The sequence below is a fragment of the Streptomyces sp. NPDC052043 genome, assembly GCF_044548235.1.
GTDB lineage: Bacteria > Actinomycetota > Actinomycetes > Streptomycetales > Streptomycetaceae > Streptomyces.
This window is the reverse complement of record NZ_JBIUBT010000006.1, coordinates 291,504-311,116: the sequence shown is the minus strand read 5'-3', so window position 1 is coordinate 311,116 and position 19,613 is coordinate 291,504. Positions and strand designations below refer to the sequence as shown.

The 19,613-nt window shown below is 68.9% G+C and carries 12 protein-coding genes; 9 read left to right on the top strand and 3 right to left on the bottom strand.

Features of this window, described 5'->3' with window-relative positions:
* Positions 1 to 186 precede the first annotated feature (186 nt).
* The gene (femX, locus tag ACIHCX_RS18255) at positions 187 to 1,308 is read left to right on the top strand and encodes a peptidoglycan bridge formation glycyltransferase FemX (protein ID WP_400030493.1); all 1,122 of its coding nucleotides are present in this window, start codon (positions 187 to 189) and stop codon (positions 1,306 to 1,308) included.
* Positions 1,309 to 1,391: 83 nt separating this feature from the next.
* Positions 1,392 to 2,423, top strand: coding sequence for an alanine racemase (locus ACIHCX_RS18250; protein WP_400030491.1), 1,032 nt, complete (start codon positions 1,392 to 1,394; stop codon positions 2,421 to 2,423).
* A gap of 84 nt (positions 2,424 to 2,507) precedes the next feature.
* Here ACIHCX_RS18250 and ACIHCX_RS18245 read toward each other — a convergent pair whose 3' ends face one another.
* Together ACIHCX_RS18245 and ACIHCX_RS18240 are read right to left on the bottom strand one after the other, a co-directional pair.
* Entirely contained in the window at positions 2,508 to 4,016 is a 1,509-nt protein-coding gene (locus tag ACIHCX_RS18245; RefSeq protein ID WP_400030489.1) for a glycosyltransferase family 87 protein, read from the bottom strand.
* A 108-nt stretch (positions 4,017 to 4,124) separates the two neighbouring features.
* Positions 4,125 to 6,848 carry a transglycosylase domain-containing protein gene (locus tag ACIHCX_RS18240; protein ID WP_400030487.1) on the bottom strand — a complete coding sequence of 908 codons (2,724 nt, stop codon included), beginning with the start codon at positions 6,846 to 6,848 and terminating at the stop codon, positions 4,125 to 4,127.
* A gap of 399 nt (positions 6,849 to 7,247) precedes the next feature.
* Between ACIHCX_RS18240 and ACIHCX_RS18235 the strand changes: the two genes are divergently transcribed.
* The 4 genes from ACIHCX_RS18235 (at position 7,248) to ACIHCX_RS18220 (ending at position 11,067) form a co-directional block, all read left to right on the top strand.
* Entirely contained in the window at positions 7,248 to 7,931 is a 684-nt protein-coding gene (locus ACIHCX_RS18235) for a PadR family transcriptional regulator (protein ID WP_400030485.1), read from the top strand.
* A 44-nt stretch (positions 7,932 to 7,975) separates the two neighbouring features.
* Positions 7,976 to 9,058, top strand: coding sequence for an inositol-3-phosphate synthase (locus ACIHCX_RS18230; protein ID WP_400030483.1), 1,083 nt, complete (start codon positions 7,976 to 7,978; stop codon positions 9,056 to 9,058).
* Between the two features lie 100 nt (positions 9,059 to 9,158).
* The gene (locus ACIHCX_RS18225) at positions 9,159 to 10,421 is read left to right on the top strand and encodes an MFS transporter (RefSeq protein ID WP_400030481.1); all 1,263 of its coding nucleotides are present in this window, start codon (positions 9,159 to 9,161) and stop codon (positions 10,419 to 10,421) included.
* 127 nt (positions 10,422 to 10,548) lie between these two features.
* The gene (locus ACIHCX_RS18220; RefSeq protein ID WP_400030479.1) at positions 10,549 to 11,067 is read left to right on the top strand and encodes a hypothetical protein; all 519 of its coding nucleotides are present in this window, start codon (positions 10,549 to 10,551) and stop codon (positions 11,065 to 11,067) included.
* A 107-nt stretch (positions 11,068 to 11,174) separates the two neighbouring features.
* Here the strand turns inward: ACIHCX_RS18220 and ACIHCX_RS18215 are convergent, their stop codons facing one another.
* Positions 11,175 to 12,647, bottom strand: coding sequence for a CCA tRNA nucleotidyltransferase (locus ACIHCX_RS18215; protein WP_400030476.1), 1,473 nt, complete (start codon positions 12,645 to 12,647; stop codon positions 11,175 to 11,177).
* 313 nt (positions 12,648 to 12,960) lie between these two features.
* Between ACIHCX_RS18215 and ACIHCX_RS18210 the strand changes: the two genes are divergently transcribed.
* The 3 genes from ACIHCX_RS18210 to ACIHCX_RS18200 all read left to right on the top strand — a co-directional run bounded on the left by ACIHCX_RS18210 (position 12,961) and on the right by ACIHCX_RS18200 (position 19,609).
* Positions 12,961 to 15,396 (top strand): DUF6049 family protein, encoded by a 2,436-nt coding sequence (locus ACIHCX_RS18210; RefSeq protein WP_400030474.1) that lies wholly within the window; start codon positions 12,961 to 12,963, stop codon positions 15,394 to 15,396.
* 45 nt (positions 15,397 to 15,441) lie between these two features.
* Positions 15,442 to 17,775: a murein biosynthesis integral membrane protein MurJ gene (gene murJ / locus ACIHCX_RS18205; RefSeq protein ID WP_400030472.1), complete on the top strand. Its 2,334-nt coding sequence runs from the start codon at positions 15,442 to 15,444 to the stop codon at positions 17,773 to 17,775.
* Positions 17,776 to 17,893: 118 nt separating this feature from the next.
* Complete coding sequence (locus ACIHCX_RS18200; RefSeq protein ID WP_400030470.1) at positions 17,894 to 19,609, top strand: protein kinase family protein; 1,716 nt, start codon at positions 17,894 to 17,896, stop codon at positions 19,607 to 19,609.
* Positions 19,610 to 19,613 lie beyond the last annotated feature (4 nt).

Below are 19,613 nucleotides of genomic sequence, written 5' to 3'. Positions count from 1 at the left end.
GGACGGCGTCCGCCGAAGACCGCGGACGCCGCCGGTATGACCGCACGACCGGCGCCACGACGGTGAACAGGCCGCGGCGAAGGTTGCGTGCGGCCAGTCTGCGCGCTCCCAGGGCGCAGTAGGCTTCGGCGCGAGAGCCGGAGCCCCTGTACCCATGGGGACACGCCAGCCCGAGGAGCGCCCCGAATGAGCCTGACCCTGAGGACCATCAGTCGAGAGCAGCATCTGGCCTACATCCAGAACCTGCCCGCGGCGAGTCACATGCAGGTCCCGGCCTGGGCAGAGGTCAAGGCGGAGTGGCGCTCGGAGAACCTCGGCTGGTTCGACGACCGCACCGGCGAACTGGTCGGCGCGGGTCTCGTCCTGTACCGCCAACTGCCCAAGATCAAGCGGTATCTCGCCTACCTGCCCGAGGGTCCGGTCATCAACTGGTTCGCGCCGAACCTCGACGACTGGATCCAGCCGATGCTGGCGCATCTGAAGCAGCAGGGCGCCTTCTCGGTGAAGATGGGCCCGCCGGTGATCATCCGCCGCTGGAACTCCGAGACCATCAAGAAGGGCATCCAGGACTCGGACGTCAAGCGCCTGCGCGACCTGGAGGCCGACTTCATCGAGCCCCGCGCCTTCGAAGTCGCCGACAAGCTGCGCCGCATGGGCTGGCAGCAGGGTGAGGACGGCGGCGCCGGCTTCGGCGACGTGCAGCCCCGCTACATCTTCCAGGTGCCGCTCGCCAACCGGTCCCTGGAAGAGGTGCACAAGAACTTCAACCAGCTCTGGCGCCGCAACATCAAGAAGGCGGAGAAGGCTGGGGTCGAGGTCGTCCAGGGCGGCTACCAGGACCTCGAGGAATGGCAGCGGCTGTACGAGATCACGGCGGTGCGCGACCAGTTCCGGCCCCGCCCGCTGTCGTACTTCCAGCGCATGTGGACGGCCCTCAACACCGAGGACCCCAACCGCATGCGGCTGTACTTCGCCCGGCACAACGGCGTGAATCTGGCAGCGGCGACGATGCTGATCGTCGGCGGGCACGTCTGGTACTCCTACGGCGCCTCCGACAACATCGGCCGTGAGGTCCGGCCCTCGAACGCGATGCAGTGGCGGATGCTGCGCGACTCCTACGCCCTTGGCGCCACGGTCTACGACCTGCGCGGCATCTCCGACTCGCTGGACGAGACGGACCACCTCTTCGGCCTGATCCAGTTCAAGGTCGGCACCGGCGGCCAGGCCGCCGAGTACCTCGGAGAGTGGGACTTCCCACTGAACAAGCTGCTTCACAAGGCGCTCGACATCTACATGTCGCGCCGCTGACCCGAGGCTCTTCGCTTCGACCCCGTCGACACCTTCCATACTTCTGATACACCGCAGCCACCAGAAAGGTTCCAGGTCCGGCCATGGCGCTCACGCTCTACGTCGACACCGCGCGCTGGCGGGCGCACCACAAGCACGTGCAGGAGCAGTTCCCCGGCCTGGTCCCGGTCTGCAAGGGCAACGGCTACGGATTCGGGCACGAGCGGCTGTCGGAGGAGGCCACTCGGCTGGGCTCCGACATCCTCGCCGTCGGCACGACGTACGAGGCCGCACGCGTCAAGGACTTCTTCAGTGGTGACCTGCTGGTGCTGACGCCGTACCGCCGCGGCGAGGAGCCGGTGCCGCTGCCCGACCGTGTGATCCGCTCGGTGTCCTCGGTCGACGGGGTGTACGGCCTCGTCGGGGCCCGTGTCGTCATCGAGGTGATGTCCTCGATGAAGCGGCACGGCATCAGCGAGCAGGACCTGCCGCAGCTGCACGCCGCCATCGAGAACGTCCGGCTGGAGGGCTTCGCCATCCACCTGCCGCTGGACCGCACGGACGGCTCGGACGCCGTGGAGGAGGTCATCGGCTGGATGGACCGGCTGCGCGCGGCCCGCCTGCCGCTGCATACGATGTTCGTCAGCCACCTCAAGGCGGAGGAACTCGCCCGGTTGCAGCAGCAGTTCCCACAGACGCATTTCCGTGCCCGCATCGGCACGCGGCTCTGGCTGGGGGACCACGAGGCCACCGAGTACCGCGGCGCGGTCCTGGACGTCACACAGGTCAACAAGGGCGACCGTTTCGGCTATCGCCAGCAGAAGGCGGCCTCGGACGGCTTCCTGGTGGTCGTGGCGGGCGGTACATCGCACGGGGTGGGCCTGGAGGCCCCCAAGGCGCTGCACGGCGTCATGCCGCGCGCCAAGGGCGTCGCCCGCGCCGGCCTGGCCACGGTGAACCGCAACCTCTCCCCGTTCGTCTGGAGCGGCAAGCAGCGCTGGTTCGCGGAGCCGCCGCACATGCAGGTGTCGATCCTCTTCGTTCCCTCGGACGCGGAGGAGCCCAAGGTCGGCGACGAACTGGTGGCCCATCTGCGCCACACCACCACGCAGTTCGACCGGCTCATGGACCGCTGAGCCCCCGGGCCCCGTTCCGACGCGAAAGGCCGTACCGGCGGTGCCGGTACGGCCTTTCTCATGACCTCCTGAAACCCTGTTCGCTCAGAGCGAACCACCCTGGGGTACGGACGTGCCCTGCCCGCCCCACTCCACCTGCGGCCCCTCGAAGTCGGCCTCCGGGTGCGGCGGACGGGCCCGGGTGCCGAGGACGAAGACGTCCTCGGCGCCGTCGAGGACCCCGCCCGAGGGGTCGTCGTCCCCGGCTCGGCGCACCACGTCCCGCTCCGGCATGAGGATGTCGCGCACGACGACCGCGCACAGGTACAGCGTGCCCAGCAGGTGCACGACGATCGCCCCGTGGTAGCCGTCGGTCGGCAGACCCTTGTGGGCGTCTCCGCTGGTCGTGTACGCGAGGTACATCCAGATCCCCAGGAAGTACGCCACCTCGCAGGCCTGCCAGATCAGGAAGTCCCGCCACTTGGGGCGGGCCAGCGCGGCCAGCGGGACCAGCCACAGGACGTACTGCGGCGAGTAGACCTTGTTGGTGAGGATGAAGGCCGCCACGATCAGGAAGGCGAGCTGGGCGAAGCGCGGACGGCGCGGGGCGTACAGCGTCAGCACGGCGATACCGAGGCCGCACAGCACCACCAGCAGGGTGGCCGAGGTGTTGACGAAGTCGGTGCTCGGCGGACTGCTCGAGTTCTGGGCCCAGACGAGCCAGAAGGAGCCGAAGTCGACGCCCCGGTCATGGCTGAACTTGTAGAACTGCCACCAGCCCTCCGAGGCGAAGGCCATCACCGGCAGGTTCACCACCAGCCAGGCGACGACCGCGCCCGCCAGGGCTTTGCCGAAGTCCCGCCACTTCCCCGCGCGCCAGCACAGCACGAACAGCGGGCCGAGCAGGAAGACGGGATAGAGCTTGGCGGCCGTGGCGAGGCCCAGCAGGACGCCGAAGGCGACCGAGCGTCCGCGGGACCACATCAGCATCGCGGCGGCCGTCAGAGCGACCGCCAGCAGGTCCCAGTTGATGGTGGCGGTCAACGCGAAGGCCGGCGCGAGGGCGACCAGCAGGCCGTCCCACGGCCGCCGGGCGTGGGTGCGGGCCACACAGACGGCGATGACGGCCGCGCACACCATCAGCATCCCGGCGTTGACCATCCAGTACCACTGTTCCTGGTGCTGGATGCTGCTGCTGTGCGGGGTCAGCCAGGAGGCCACCTCCATGAAGACCCCGGTCAGTACGGGGTACTCCAGGTACGGCATGTCGCCGGGGAGTCTGTCGAAGTAGGGCACGAGGCCTTCGGCGAAGCCGCGTCCCTGGTAGAGGTGCGGAATGTCCGAGTAGCAGGCCTTCGTGTACTGCGAGCTCGCGCCGAAGAACCAGGCGCCCTGGTAGCAGGGGACCTTCTGGACCAGGCCGAGGGCGAACACACCGATCGCGACGAGCGCGACGACCCGTACGGGGGTCCACCAGGACCTCCCGAGCAGGGCACGCCGCCCGACGGGGCCGCCGATCAGCTCGCTGCCGGCCGCCGCGACCTCGTCCTCCTTGGTGGGCCGCACCGGGTCCGGCTCGTGCACGCTCGCTTGTGTCGATTCAGCACTGGGCATGAGGCACATCCTGCCGCACACGTCCAAGAAAAAGCCGAGGGCCGCCGCACCCGGTGGGTGCGGCGGCCCTTGTTTCACGTGAAACACCCTCGTGGGGCGGTCAGGCGGCTAGTTGGTCGTGCCTCCGAAGAAGCCATTTCCGCCGCCGTTGCCGTTGCCCCGGTTGCCGCCTCCCGTGCCATTGCCGTTGCCGTTGTTGTCGATGCCTGAATCGGTCGGTGACGGCGACGGACTGTTACCGCCGTCCGTACCTCCGTCGCTCGTATCGCCGCCGGTGTCGTTGCAGCCGAAGAAGCCGCAGCGCGATCGGGACGGCGTGGGAGTCGGACTGGGCTCGATGTCACTGGGCGTGGGGGACGGCGTCGGACTCGCCTCCTCGGACTCGGTGGCCGAGGGGGACGGCGTCGGGCTGGGCGCCGCGTTGACGATCTCGCCGATGGGCTCCGGCGTCGGGAACTTCTCGACCGGCATGCCCTGGAGCGCCTCCATCATGTAGTCGTGCCAGATCTCGGAGGGGAACGAGGCACCGTGGATCTTGTCCTGGCCGCCCGTGCCGTACATCTTCTCGAACTTGCGCGACTTGTTCTTCTCGTCGTCGTCCATCCGGAACATGCCGATCGCGGTGGACAGCTGCGGGGTGTAGCCGACGAACCAGGCTGACTTGTTTCCGTCGGTGGTACCGGTCTTGCCGGCCACCTCACGCCCGGGTAGCCGGGCGTTGGTGCCCGTACCCTTCTCGACCACGGTCTTGAGGACGTCCGTGACGTTGTCGGCGACGGCCGGCTCGAAGGCCTGCTTGGGCTTGTTCTCGTGCGTGTAGACCTGCCCGTCCTTGCTGTTGACCTCCAGGACGGAGAACGGGTCGTTCTGCTCACCGCTCTTGGCGAAGGTGGCGTAGGCGCCCGCCATGCGGATGGCGCTGGGGTCGGAGGTGCCGATGGAGAAGGTCGGGAAGCTGGTGCCGGCCAGGCTGTTCTCCTTCAGGCCGGCGTCCAGGGCGGCCTGCTTGACCTTGTCCAGGCCGACGTCCATGCCGAGCTGCACGAAGGCGGAGTTCACCGACTCCCGCATCGCCTCGCGCAGGTCGATCATGTAGTCCGGGGGATCTCCGAGCGAGTCGTTGCCGTCGTTGCGCTGCAGCCACTCCTTGCCCTTCTCGTTCCTCCAGACGGTCCCGTCGTAGTCCTTGATCTTGAGCTTGTTCTGACCGCTGTAGCGGCTCTTGGGCGACACCTGGGTGCGCTCGTCCTGTGCCTGCGACGCCTCCCCGTGCGGATCACGGACACCGTCACGCATGGCCGCGGCCAGCACGAAGGGCTTGAACGTCGAGCCGACCTGGGCACCGGTCGCGTCGGCGTTGTTGGTGAAGTGCCTGGTCGCGTCCTCACCGCCGTAGATCGCCACGATGGCACCCGTCTTGGGGTCCACCGAGGCCCCGCCGAACTGGACGTGCGTGTCCGTCTTCGGGCGCAGCTTGGGGTTGATATTTTCCTTCTGGACCTTTTTGACCGCGTCTTCCAGCTTCGTGACCTTCTTCTTGTTGAAGGTCGTCTTGATCGTGTAGCCACCCAGCCGCAGCTTGTCCGCGGTGATGCCGGTCTCGTCGCTGTGGGTGACCAGATAGCTGTTGGCCAGGTCCACGAGGTAGCCGATCTGACCGCTCAGCTGGGTGTTCGACCGCGGGTTCTTCCAGGCGGGGAGCGTGGTGTACTTCTCCCGCTCGGTGAGGTCCAGATGCTTTCCCTCGACCATCTTGTCGAGCGTGTCCTGCATCTGCGTCAGGGCCCGCTTGGCGTTCTTCTCCGCGGTGGCCTGGACGGGGTCGATGGAGGTCTGTCCCGCCGGGTCGTAGTACGTGGCGCCCTTGAGCGTCGCGGCCAGGAAGGCGCACTCGCCCGGGTTCAGATCGATGGCGTCCTTGTTGAAGTAGGCGCGCGCCGCCGCCTGGATACCGTAGGCACCCCGGCCGTAGTAGGCCGAGTTCAGGTAGCCCGCCAGGATCTCCTTCTTGTCGACGGTGGCGCCCACCTTGACCGAGACGAAGATCTCCCGGAACTTACGGGAGATCGTCTGCGACTGGTCGTCCAACATCGCGTTCTTCACGTACTGCTGGGTGATGGTGGAACCACCCTGGGTCTGGCCGCCGGTGGCCATGTTGAAGAACGCGCGGGCGATGCCCTTGGGGTCGACGCCGCCGTCGGAGTAGAAGGTCTTGTTCTCCTGGGAGATGACCGCCCACTGCATCGCCTCGGGGATCTGCGACAGGTTGATGATCTGCCGGTTCGTCTCACCACCCGTCGAGACCATCTGCGAACCGTCGGACCAGAGGTAGACGTTGTTCTGCGCGGTCGCGGTCTTCGCGATATCGGGCACGCCCACCATGGCGTATCCGATGCCGGCGACCGCCACCAGGCTCCCCACGAAGCCGATGAACAGCCCCGTCACGAGCCTCCAGGACGGCATCCAGCGCTGCCACCCGTCCTTGCCCGCGCGCGGGTAGTCGACGAAGCGGTTCTTGGCGGGCGGCGCCGCTCGGCCACGGCCGCGCCCGGGCCCGTTCGGGCCGCCGGGCCGGCCGCGGCGGCCGCCACCTCTCTGCGCCGCCCGCCGAGCGGCGGCACGGCCCTCGTACGGGCGCTCCTCACCCCCCGCGCCGCGCGAACCCGACCTCGGACCCGGCCCGTGGGGATCGGATCCATAGGAGTCGGCAGGAGATCCGCTGGCGCCTCGCGGTGCCGCACGGCGACCGGGGGACGAGCCGGACTGGCCACGTCGGGCCGCGGCACGTCCGCCTTCCTGCGGCTGCGGCGGTTTGCGACGGTGCTCGCTCATCGAACGATTACTCCTCGGGCAGGCGCACCCTTGCGCGCCTGGAAACGGCGGCTGGTTTCCGGTCCCCCCGAAGTACGGATGTGGTCGGTCGCGTATTCACCCGTACCGCACCGGGGACGAGGACGTTCCCCAGGCGTCACATGGTTCCCGTCGGTGTGCATGGCGCACAGACTACGCACTGTCAAAACCCGCTGAGCCCCGAAGTTCACCCCAAACCAGGCAACTTGCCCCGGACCAACCTGCGATGTGATCCCGTTCACCCTGCCCCCTCTTGTCGCATCCCGGGCTGGGATCTATCGTCGTGATGTATCGAGTCGATACATCAGTGTGAGATAAGCACCGTCACGGCACCCGGAGCGGCCCCCGCCGCCACCGGATCGCGGCAGAGAGGAGGCGACGATGGGCCGGCGTTCCGGCATCCTCGAGTTCGCCGTACTCGGCCTGCTCCGCGAATCCCCGATGCACGGCTACGAGCTGCGCAAACGACTCAACACGTCACTGGGTGTGTTCCGTGCGTTCAGCTACGGGACGCTCTATCCCTGCCTCAAGACGCTGGTCGCCAACGGCTGGTTGATCGAGGAGCCGGGGAACGCTCTCGAGGACGCCGTCTCCGCCGCGCTCGCGGGGCGCCGCGCCAAAATCGTCTACCGGTTGACGGCCGAAGGTAAGGAGCACTTCGAGGAGCTGCTCTCGCAGACGGGCCCCGACACCTACGAGGACGAGCACTTCGCCGCGCGCTTCGCCTTCTTCGGGCAGACCTCGCGCGACGTACGCATGCGTGTGCTGGAGGGCCGCCGCAGCCGCCTGGAGGAGCGTCTGGAGAAGATGCGTGCCTCCCTGACGCGGACCCGGGAGCGCCTCGACGACTACACACTCGAGCTCCAGCGCCACGGAATGGAGTCCGTGGAGCGCGAAGTGCGCTGGCTGAACGAGCTCATCGAGAGCGAGCGGGCCGGGCGGGACCTCAAGGGTTCCGCCTCCGGGGGACCCGCGTCGCTGGACACCACCACTGGAGCGACGGGCGGCCTGCCCCGGTCCGGGGAGTCTCCCCGGCCGGATACGCCCGACGACACCGCCACGTGAGGTCCCGTCGGGGCTTCACCGATTACACACAGGGAGCAACCGGAATGGGTTCGGTTCGCGTAGCCATCGTCGGCGTGGGCAACTGCGCCGCGTCGCTGGTGCAGGGCGTCGAGTACTACAAGGACGCCGACCCGGCGTCCAAGGTCCCGGGTCTCATGCACGTGCAGTTCGGCGACTACCACGTGCGTGACATCGAGTTCGTCGCCGCCTTCGACGTCGACGCCAAGAAGGTCGGCCTGGACCTCGCGGACGCCATCGGCGCCTCCGAGAACAACACCATCAAGATCTGCGACGTCCCCAGCACCGGTGTGACGGTCCAGCGCGGCCACACCCTCGACGGTCTCGGCAAGTACTACCGGGAGACCATCGAGGAGTCCGCCGAGGCCCCGGTCGACGTCGTCCAGATCCTCAAGGACAAGCAGATCGACGTCCTGGTCTGCTACCTGCCCGTGGGCTCCGAGGACGCGGCGAAGTTCTACGCCCAGTGCGCCATCGACGCCAAGGTCGCCTTCGTCAACGCGCTCCCGGTCTTCATCGCCGGCACCAAGGAGTGGGCGGACAAGTTCACCGAGGCGGGCGTCCCGATCGTCGGCGACGACATCAAGTCGCAGGTCGGCGCGACCATCACGCACCGCGTCATGGCGAAGCTGTTCGAGGACCGCGGTGTCGTCCTGGACCGCACCATGCAGCTGAACGTCGGCGGCAACATGGACTTCAAGAACATGCTGGAGCGCGACCGGCTGGAGTCCAAGAAGATCTCCAAGACCCAGGCCGTCACCTCGCAGATCCCCGACCGGGACCTCGGCGAGAAGAACGTCCACATCGGCCCGTCCGACTACGTGGCCTGGCTCGACGACCGCAAGTGGGCCTACGTCCGCCTCGAGGGCCGCGCCTTCGGCGACGTTCCGCTGAGCCTGGAGTACAAGCTCGAGGTCTGGGACTCCCCGAACTCCGCCGGTGTCATCATCGACGCCCTGCGCGCCGCGAAGATCGCCAAGGACCGGGGCATCGGTGGTCCGATCCTGTCGGCGTCCTCGTACTTCATGAAGTCCCCGCCGGTGCAGTACTTCGACGACGAGGCCCGCGAGAACGTGGAGAAGTTCATCCGCGGCGAGGTCGAGCGCTAGAGAGCGCTTCGCAAAACCGCTCCTGCCAGGGCTGTTGGGCCCCCGTCCGTGTACGCCGCGCGTGCACCCGGGGGCCCTCCCACATGTGAGGCTGTGCCCCATGGCCGTCGTCCGTGACCTGCGTGTCCTGCTGCGCTTGAGGAACTTCAGGCGCCTGCTCGCCGTACGGGTGCTCTCCCAGAGCGCCGACGGCGTCTACCAGGTCGCGCTCGCCACCTACGTGGTCTTCTCCCCGGAGAAGCAGACCTCGCCCGCCGCGATCGCCTCCGCGATGGCGGTGCTGCTCCTGCCGTACTCCCTGGTCGGCCCCTTCGCGGGCGTGCTGCTGGACCGCTGGCGCCGCCGCCAGGTCTTCCTCTACGGCAACCTGGCGCGTGCCGTGATGGCGACGGCCACGGCCGTGCTGATGGTCGCCGCCGTGCCGAGCTGGCTGTTCTACGTCTCCGCGCTGTGTGTCACCGCCGTCAACCGCTTCGTCCTCGCCGGCCTGTCCGCCGCGCTGCCGCGTGTTGTCGACGCCGAGCGGCTGGTGATGGCCAACTCCCTGTCGCCGACCGCCGGTTCCCTGGCCGCGTTCGCGGGTGGCGGTCTCGCCTTCGCCGTACGGCTGGTGGGAGCGGACTCCGACGCGGCCGTGGTGCTGCTGGGGGCCGCCCTGTATCTGTGCGCGGCCCTGGCCTCGCTGCTCATGGCACCGGATCTGCTCGGGCCCGACCGGGAGCCGAAGCGGCCACGGCTGGGCACGGCACTGACCGTCACCGCACGCGACCTGATGGCGGCTGTCCGGCACCTCGCCGCGCCGTCACGGCGGCGGGCCGCCTGGGCGCTGGCCTCGATGACGCTGATGCGGTTCTGCTACGGGGCACTGACCGTCCTGGTGCTGATGCTGTGCCGCTACGGCCTGGCCTCGAACACACGGGAGGGATTGCGTCTGCTCGGGCTGGCACTGGCCCTCTCCGGCGTCGGCTTCTTCGCGGCCGCCGTGGTGACACCGTGGGCGGCGGGCCGGCTCGGGCCGGCACGCTGGATCGCCGTGTGCGCCGGTTGCGCCGCGGTTCTCGAGCCCGCGCTGGGCCTGCCGTTCGCCGCGGGTCCTTTGCTGGTCGCGGCGTTCGTGCTGGGGCTGACCACCCAGGGCGCCAAGATCGCCACGGACACGATGGTGCAGTCTGCGGTCGCCGACGGTTTCCGCGGCCGGATCTTCTCCGTGTACGACGTGCTGTTCAACGTGGCCTTCGTCGGCGCCGCGGGGGTCGCCGCGCTGATACTCCCGACGGACGGCCGCTCGGCCGCACTCGTCGTCCTGGTCGCCGTGATCTATGGAGCGGTCGCGGCAGCTATGACCCGCTTTGTAGGCCGGTAAGTGTCACATCAATGACACAGAGTCCCCCGCGGGCTACGGCAGTGTCAGTCCTGACCTGTAACTTACGTGCGTCTTATTTCGACAGCATGTTCCAGCCATCATGCTCAAGTTCCAGGGGGATCCCCAAGTGACCACTCCGCCGCCCCAGGGCCAGAACCCGCACGCCCAGGCGCCCACCGCTCCCCTGGGGCAGCAGCCCGGTCAGCCCGTAGCCCCGCAGCAGCCCTACCCGCCGCAGGCGCCGTACGCCCCCTTCCCGCAGCAGCAGGGTGCACCGGTCCCGCCGCCCGTTCCGCAGAAGTCCGGGAGCAAGAAGGCGCTGCGCATCATCGGGGCGATTGTCGTCGCTGTCGCCATCTTCCTCGTCAAGTTCGGTATCGGCTGGTGGTTCAGCCAGAGCGACGCCGAGACGACCTCGGTGGGTGCCTGCCTGCACAACAAGGGAACCGACTCCGACCCCGATCTCAAGGAGGTCGGTTGCTCCTCGGGTGAGGCCGAGTACAAGGTGATCCAGAAGTTCGACGGCTCCTCCGACGAGAACAAGTGCGAAAGCGTCAAGGGGTGGACCGTCTCCTACGTCCAGACCGGAGGCGGGCACGACGTGGTGCTGTGCCTGAAGGAGACCGGCGCCGGCGCGGGGCAGTAGCAGCCGTATGACCCATGACGAAGGGGCGATGTTTCACGTGGAACATCGCCCCTTGGTGTTTCCCGGGCTCGTGTTTCACGTGAAACACGAGCCCTCTTCGCACGGCCTCAGCCCTGCTCCTCCTGCTCGGCCCACCACTCCTTGAGCGCCGCCACCGCCGCGTCGTGCCCCATCGGGCCGTTCTCGAGACGGAGCTCCAGCAGGTACTTGTACGCCTTGCCGACGGCCGGTCCGGGCTTGACGCCGAGGATCTCCATGATCTGGTTGCCGTCGAGCTCCGGGCGGATCGCGTCGAGCTCCTCCCGCTCCTGAAGCTGGGCGATGCGCTCCTCCAGGCCGTCATACGCCCGGGACAGCACACCCGCCTTGCGCTTGTTGCGGGTGGTGCAGTCCGAGCGGGTCAGCTTGTGAAGGCGATCGAGCAGCGGGCCGGCGTCGCGGACATAGCGGCGCACCGCCGAGTCCGTCCACTCTCCGGTGCCGTAGCCATGGAAACGCAGATGGAGTTCGACCAGCCGTGAAACGTCCTTCACCAGCTCGTTGGAGTACTTCAGCGCGGTCATACGCTTCTTGGTCATCTTCGCGCCGACCACCTCGTGATGGTGGAAGGAGACCCGGCCGTCCTTCTCGAAGCGGCGCGTGCGCGGCTTGCCGATGTCGTGCAGAAGGGCGGCAAGGCGGAGGGTCAGGTCGGGCTCCTCCTCCAGCGCCATCGCCTGCTCCAGCACGATCAGCGTGTGGTCGTAGACGTCCTTGTGCCGGTGGTGCTCGTCCCTCTCCAGACGCAGGGCGGGCAGCTCAGGCAGGACATGACCGGCCAGACCGGTGTCGACGAGCAGGGTCAGGCCCTTGCGCGGGTGGGCCGACAGGACCAGCTTGTTCAGCTCGTCCCGGACCCGCTCGGCCGAGACGATCTCGATGCGCCCCACCATCTCCTTGATCGCCGTCACGACCTCCGGGGCGACGGCGAAGTCGAGCTGGGCGGCGAAACGCGCGGCCCGCATCATGCGCAGCGGATCGTCCGAGAAGGACTCCTCGGGTGTGCCCGGGGTGCGCAGCACACGTGCCTCGAGGTCGCCGATCCCACCGTGCGGATCGATGAACGTCTTCTCCGGCAGCGCGACGGCCATGGCGTTGACCGTGAAGTCACGGCGGACGAGGTCCTCCTCGATGGAGTCGCCGTACGACACCTCGGGCTTGCGCGAAGAGCGGTCGTAGGCCTCCGACCTGTAGGTGGTCACCTCGATCTGGAAGCACCGGTCGACGTCCCCGACGCGGGCCTGCTTCTGTGCCCCGACGGTGCCGAAGGCGATCCCGACCTCCCAGACGGCGTCCGCCCAGGGCCGCACGATCTTCAGTACGTCCTCGGGGCGGGCGTCGGTCGTGAAGTCCAGGTCGTTGCCGAGCCGGCCGAGCAGCGCGTCCCGGACCGAGCCGCCGACCAGGGCGAGGGAGAACCCGGCCTCCTGGAAACGGCGCGCGAGGTCGTCGGCGACGGGGGCCACCCGCAGCAGCTCGCTCACCGCGCGCTGCTGCACCTGGCTCAGGGCAGGGGAAGTGTCTTCGTTGGCGTTCGGCACAACAGAAAAGGGTACGTGGCCCGGGCACGCGGCCGCGCCGTCATTGTTCGGGGGCCGGGCTCGGCCGATGCGCGGAAACGGCACCATCGGGGCCGCGGCGGCAGACCCGGTGGACTCCTTATTGCTTATTACCGACTCAAGCCATGCCTTTGTGACGTAACGAACAGCATCCCGGGATACAGGCATATCCAGGGCGTCCACCAGCGTCCAACGATCATGTGACCGCCTCCGAGGCACTTCCCCTCGGCGCACATCGTTACCATGCGTGGACGCACATTCCGACGACCACTGACGACGAGGGACGGGCGAGCGCGTGGCCGAGGCGGCAGACTTCCAGGGGACCAGTCCCTCACCTGCCCGCCGCCGGCTGCGGCGTGCCGGGGCGCTGCTCGCTGGAGCACCGCTGCTGGCCGCTCTGCTCCAGCTGCCCGCCGCACCGTCCGTACACGCCGCCGGGCAGGAGTCCCCGCAGGCCGCATCGGGCTCGCGCACGGTGGCCGTCTCTCTCGACTCGCTCAGTCCCAGCGCCCCCACGGACGGGAACACACTGACCGTCTCCGGCACGGTGACGAACAAGGGCAAGCAGGCCGTCACCGACGCCCATGTGGGCCTGCGTCTGGGGCCGGAGCTGAACACCCGCTCGGCGATCGACACCGTGGCCCAGCGCACCACATTCGATCCGGGCGCCGACGGGCCCGAGATCGGCGGCAAGTACGTCCAGAAGTTCACCCGGCTCACTCCGGGCGTGGCCGAGCACTTCAGCATCTCCGTGCCGGTCGGCAAGCTGAACCTCGTCACGAACGGCGTCTACGAACTCTCCGTCTCGCTGTCCGGCCAGACCTCCGTCCAGCCCTGGGAGCAGGTCCTGGGCATCCAGCGCACGTTCCTGCCGTGGCAGCCGGACGAGGCGGGCACGAAGACGAAGACGACCTATCTGTGGCCGCTCGTGTCCAGCATCCACATGACGGCCGAGACGGGCCCCGGCGCACAGCAGACACCGGTCTTCCTCGACGACGGCCTCGCCAAGGACATCGCTCCCGGCGGGCGCCTGGAGCAGATGCTGTCGCTGGGCAAGGCCCTCGACGTCACCTGGGTGATCGACCCCGACCTCTTGGCGTCCGTCGACGCCATGACCCGCAACTACCGCATCCAGGCCGGCGACGGCACGTCCGTGCCGGGCACCCATCAGGATGTCGCCAAGAAGTGGCTGGCCGAGCTCCAGCAGGCGGTGGCGGGCAAGGACGTCGTGGCACTTCCCTTCGCCGACCCGGACCTGGCCTCCCTCGCCCACCACGGCACGAGTGTCACCGGCTCACTGAGTCAGCTCAAGGACGCCACCGACGTCGCCGCCAGCACGGTGGAGACGGTGCTCCACGTGAAACCGAGCACGGACTTCGCCTGGCCCGTGGACGGCGCCATCGACGGTTCGATCGTCAAGGTCGCCACCTCCGCGGGCGCCGACAAGGTCATCACACGCAGCGACAGCCTCCAGGAGACCAGCGGGCTGACCTACACGCCCTCCGCCGCCCGCCCGATCGGCGGCGGCACCACGGCGGTCGTCGCGGACGCCCGCCTGTCGACGGCGTTTGAGGGCGACCTGACACAGGCCGGCGCCACCACGCTCGCCGTGCAGGAGTTCCTCGCCCAGAGCCTGGAGCTGGACAACCAGACGAGCATGCAGCGCAGCATCGTCGTGGCCCCGCAGCGCATGCCCACCGGGGACCAGGCCCACGCCATGGCGCAGGCACTGACCGCCCTCCAGCAGAGCACATGGTCCCAGTCGCAGGACCTGACCGCGGCCGCCGCGGCCAAGCCGGACCCCGACGCCACCACAAAGATCCCGTCCACCGCGGACTACCCCTCCTCGCTGCGCAAGAAGGAGATCGGGCGAACCGCCTTCTGGACGATCGCCAGAACGCAGGACAAGGTCGACAACTTCAAGGTCGTCCTCACCGACCCGTCCCGGGTCGCCACGCCCTTCGGACGGGCCATAAACCGTGAGATGGCCACGTCCTGGCGCGGCAGGTCCGGCGAGGCGACGAACTTCCGCGACGGCGTGGAGGCGTACCTCGACGACCTCTCCGAGCAGGTCAAGCTGATCGACAAGTCGGAGACGAAGCTCTCCGGCCGCAGCGCCACGATCCCGGTGACCGTACAGAACAACCTGGTCCAGGGCGTCGACCACCTGGTGCTGCGCCTCACCTCGACCAACCCCACCCGCCTCAAGATCGGCGGCAAGGCGTACGCGGAGCAGGGCGTCGCGGTCTCGGGCGGGCACAGCCAGTCCGTGAAGTTCACCACGTCGGCCAACGCCAACGGCCCCGTGACGGTGGTCGCCCAGCTCTACACGCAGGACGGCCGGGAATACGGCGCGCCCGTCACCTTCGACGTGAAGGTCACCGAGATCACGGCCACGGTGATGCTGGTCATCGGCGGCGGCGTCCTGCTGCTCGTCCTCGCCGGCTTCCGCATGTACACCCAGCGCAAGCGCGCGGCGGCCAAGGAGGCCGCCCAGGACCCGCAGGACGCCGAAAGCGGTGGGGAAGCCACCGGAGAAGAAGCCGGTGACGGCGCGGACGAGTCGGAAAGCGGCACGCCGGAGAACCCCGAAGGCACCGCCGGTCGTCTCACAGAAGAGTCCGGCACCCGGTCCCGGGCAGACGCCCCGGAGCAGCCGAGTGACCCGACACCAAACACCGCAGCGGAAAGCACAGACCCGTCCGGCACGGGTGAGAAGGTGGACCGTTGAGGATGTCGTGGCCCGGAGGGCCCGGGACGATGAGGTGGGGTAAGCATGAACGCGCCGTACGACGGTGACCGCGGCCAGGCCGTGGGCGGCCCGGGCCACCCCGACGCGCCGCCGCCCGGACACGGCCAGCTGCCGCCGCAGCCTCCCGCGGACATGTATCTCCAGGACGCCTACGACGACGACCCCTACCGGGCGCAGGACCTCACCGCCCAGGATCCGGTCGACGAGGCGCTCTACGACCGTGCCGCGCACCCTCCGCCTCCCCCGGGCACGAACGGGCCGCAGCAGCCCCTGTACGGCCGCCCCGCGCCCTCGCCGTACGCCCCCGACCCCCGCGTGTGGGCGCAGACCCCGCCGCCGGAGCCGTCGGGCCCCACACAGCACCTGCCGCAGGGCGAGGATCCCCGCACCACGCAGTTCGTGGGCGTCGACGACCTGGTCAGCCACGCCGGTGAGGAGCACCACGAGCCGGACGCCTTCGCCCACCTCTTCCGGGACCAGCAGCACGGCGGGCGTCCGGACATGCACCAGGGCGGGTACGGCCACCAGGGCCCGGGACAGCACGGCTACCAGCCACCGCAGGACATGAGTGGACGCCCGCAGATGGCGGTCCCCTCGGTTCCCGGTCCCGCCGCCCCGGCACCGGGATCCGGTCCGGGACCGATGGGGCCGTACGGCTCCGCACCGGCCGTCGCCGAGGCCCCCGCCCCGGAGGCCGAGCCCGCCCCCGCTCCGGCGGCGAAGAAGGGCGGGAAAGCCTCAGGACTGCTGAAGTCGAGCGCCGTCATGGCGGCGGGCACGATGGTCTCCCGGCTCACCGGGTTCATCCGCTCGGCGATGATCGTGGCCGCGCTGGGCACGGCCCTGCTGGGCGACACCTTCCAGGTGGCCTACCAGCTGCCGACGATGATCTACATCCTGACCGTCGGTGGCGGCCTGAACTCCGTGTTCGTCCCGCAGCTCGTGCGCGCCATGAAGGAGGACGACGACGGGGGCGAGGCGTTCGCCAACCGGCTGCTCACGCTGGTGATGGTCGCACTGGGCGCGCTCACCGCCCTCACGATGTTCGCGGCGCCGCTCCTGGTGCGGATGCTCTCCAACCCGGTCGCCAGCAATCCGGCGGCCAACGAGGTCGGCGTCACCTTCACCCGGTACTTCCTGCCCTCGATCTTCTTCATGGGCGTTCACGTGGTGATGGGGCAGATCCTCAACGCCCGGGGCAAGTTCGGCGCGATGATGTGGACGCCGGTCCTGAACAACATCGTCATCATCGTCACCCTCAGCACGTTCCTGTGGGTCTACGGCACGTCCGCCAACTCCCACATGACCGTCACGAACATCCCGCCGGAGGGCCAGCGCCTGCTGGGCGTCGGCGTGCTCCTCGGCCTCGTGGTGCAGGCACTCGCGATGATCCCGTACCTGCGCGAGACCGGGTTCAAGCTCCGTCTGCGCTTCGACTGGAAGGGGCACGGCCTCGGCAAGGCGGCCATGCTCGCCAAGTGGACGGTCCTCTTCGTCCTCGCCAACCAGGCGGGCGCCCTGGTGGTCACCCAGCTGGCCACCGCCTCGGTGGCCAACACGCACATCGACGGCACCGGCTTCAGCGCCTACGCCAACGCCCAGCTGATCTGGGGACTGCCCCAGGCCATCATCACGGTCTCGCTGATGGCCGCCCTGCTGCCCCGCCTCTCGCGCTCGGCCGCCGAGAACGACGCCGGCGCCGTCCGCGACGACATCTCGCAGGGTCTGCGGACGACGGCGGTCGCGATCGTGCCCATCGCCTTCGGGTTCCTCGCCCTCGGCATCCCCATGTGCACGCTGATCTTCGGCTCCTCGGGCACCGGGGCCGCCACCAACATGGGCTACATGCTGATGGCGTTCGGGCTCGGCCTGATCCCGTACTCCGTGCAGTACGTCGTCCTGCGGGCCTTCTACGCCTACGAGGACACCCGCACGCCCTTCTACAACACGGTCATCGTGGCCGCCGTCAATGCGGGTGCCTCAGTCCTCTGTTACCTGCTGCTTCCGGCCCGCTGGGCCGTGGCCGGCATGGCGGCCGTGTACGGTCTCGCATACGCGATCGGTGTCGGCGTCGCCTGGCGCCGGCTGCGCCAGCGGCTGGGCGGCGACCTCGACGGCTCCCGGGTGCTGCGGACGTACGCACGGCTGTGCATCGCCTCGGTGCCGGCGGCACTGATCAGTGGAGCGGCCTGCTACGGCATCGGCCACTCGCTGGGCCAGGGTGTCTTCGGGTCGTTCGTCGCGCTGTTGGCCGGCGGAGCACTGCTGCTCGGAGTCTTCTTCGTCGCCGCCCGCCGGATGCGCATCGAGGAGATCAACGGGCTCGTGGGCATGGTCCGCGGGCGCCTGGGACGTTGAGTCGGGGGTAGGCGCACAACCATCGTCCGCAGCCGTGTGTCGTGCATAGCGGCGGACTGTGGGCACAATTGGATTCGGCGTCGGACAGCGCGCGATGGATGGGGAGGCAGGAGCGACGGTGGCGGAACGGATCACGGCTGCCGTCGACGTGGCAGACAACAGCGGCGAGCAGCCGCTGACCGCCGAGGCGGACCAGTCCACGTCCGACGGGGTGGCCCAGAATCGCAAGCGGGGCACGGACCACGACGAGTCAAAGGGGAGCGGCGGGACGGAAGGGCCCGGGAGGAAGACCTCACCGCCCGAACTTCACAGCGGTCACAAGCTGGCCGGACGTTACCGCCTCGAGGAGTGCGTCACCCGTCTGGACGGATTCAGTAGTTGGCGAGCTGTCGACGAGAAACTCCGTCGCGCCGTCGGGGTGCACATCCTGCCCGCCGACCATGCGCGAGCCCGGTCCGTGCTGGCCGCGGCCCGCTCCTCGGCACTGCTCGGCGATCCCCGCTTCGTGCAGGTGCTCGACGCCGTCGAGGAGAACGACCTCGTCTACGTCGTCCACGAGTGGCTGCCCGACGCGACGGAGCTGACCACACTTCTGGCCTCGGGCCCCCTGGAGCCGCACGACGCCTACCAGTTGGTCAGCCAGACCGCCTCCGCCATGGCTGCCGCGCATCGCGAGGGCCTGGCCCATCTGCGCCTGAACCCCAACGCCGTCCTGCGCACCTCCACCGGTCAGTGGCGGATCCGCGGCCTTGCCGTGAACGCCGCGCTGCGCGGCATCAGTTCCGACACCCCGCAGCGCACGGACACCGAGGCGATCGGCGCCCTGCTGTACGCGGCGCTCACCCAGCGCTGGCCGTACGAGAGCGACGCCTACGGCCTGTCCGGCCTGCCCAAGGACATCGGCCTCATCCCCCCCGACCAGGTGCGCGCGGGCGTCCACCGCGGTCTGTCCGAACTCGCCATGCGCGCCCTCGCCAACGACGGCGCCACCGCCTCCCGCCACGAGTCGGCGTGCACCACGCCGGAGGAACTGGTGAAGGCGATCGGCGAGATGCCGCGCATCCGCCCCCCGGAGCCGACGTTCACGGCGCCGCCGGAGTACCAGAGCACGTCGTACCAGCAGGGCTCCTACGGCCGTCCGTCACCGCATCCCGGCGTCACCCAGCCGGTCCCGGCCCCGCCGCCTCCGCTGCAGAGCCGCACCGGCAAGGCCCTGAAGTGGGCCGTCTCGGCCCTCCTCATCGCGGCCCTGGGCCTGGGCAGCTGGCAGCTCGCGGATGCGCTGCTGGACCGGGGCGGCAATTCCGACGACACCCAGACGCAGACGCAGGACGGCAGCGACAAGAAGGACAAGCAGCCGAAGCCGGCCCAGCCGATCCAGATCCAGGGGGCGCGGGAGTACGTCGCGAAGGGGGACGCCCAGCACCCCAATGACGTCGCCAAGACGTACGACGGAGACAGTTCGACGTACTGGCGGACCAGCAGCTTCCTCGACGGTCCGGTCCTGGCGCCTTACAAGCCGGGCGTGGGCATCGTCTATGACCTGGGCGCGGCCAAGGAGCTCTCCACGGCGACCATAGGGCTCTACTACGGCGGGCCCCACACCACGGTCGAGCTGTACGCGGCGGATTCCCTGACGCCTTCCTCGCTGAGCTCGATGGAGAAGATCGGCATGGTCACCACGAGCGGGACCACCGCCACCGTGAAGGTCACCAAGCAGGTGAAGACCCAGTACGTGCTGGTGTGGCTCACCGCCCTGCCGTTCGCTTCCGGGGACCAGTACAGCAACAGCGGATACAAGCAGGGCATCACCGACGTGAAACTCTTGGGCTGACATC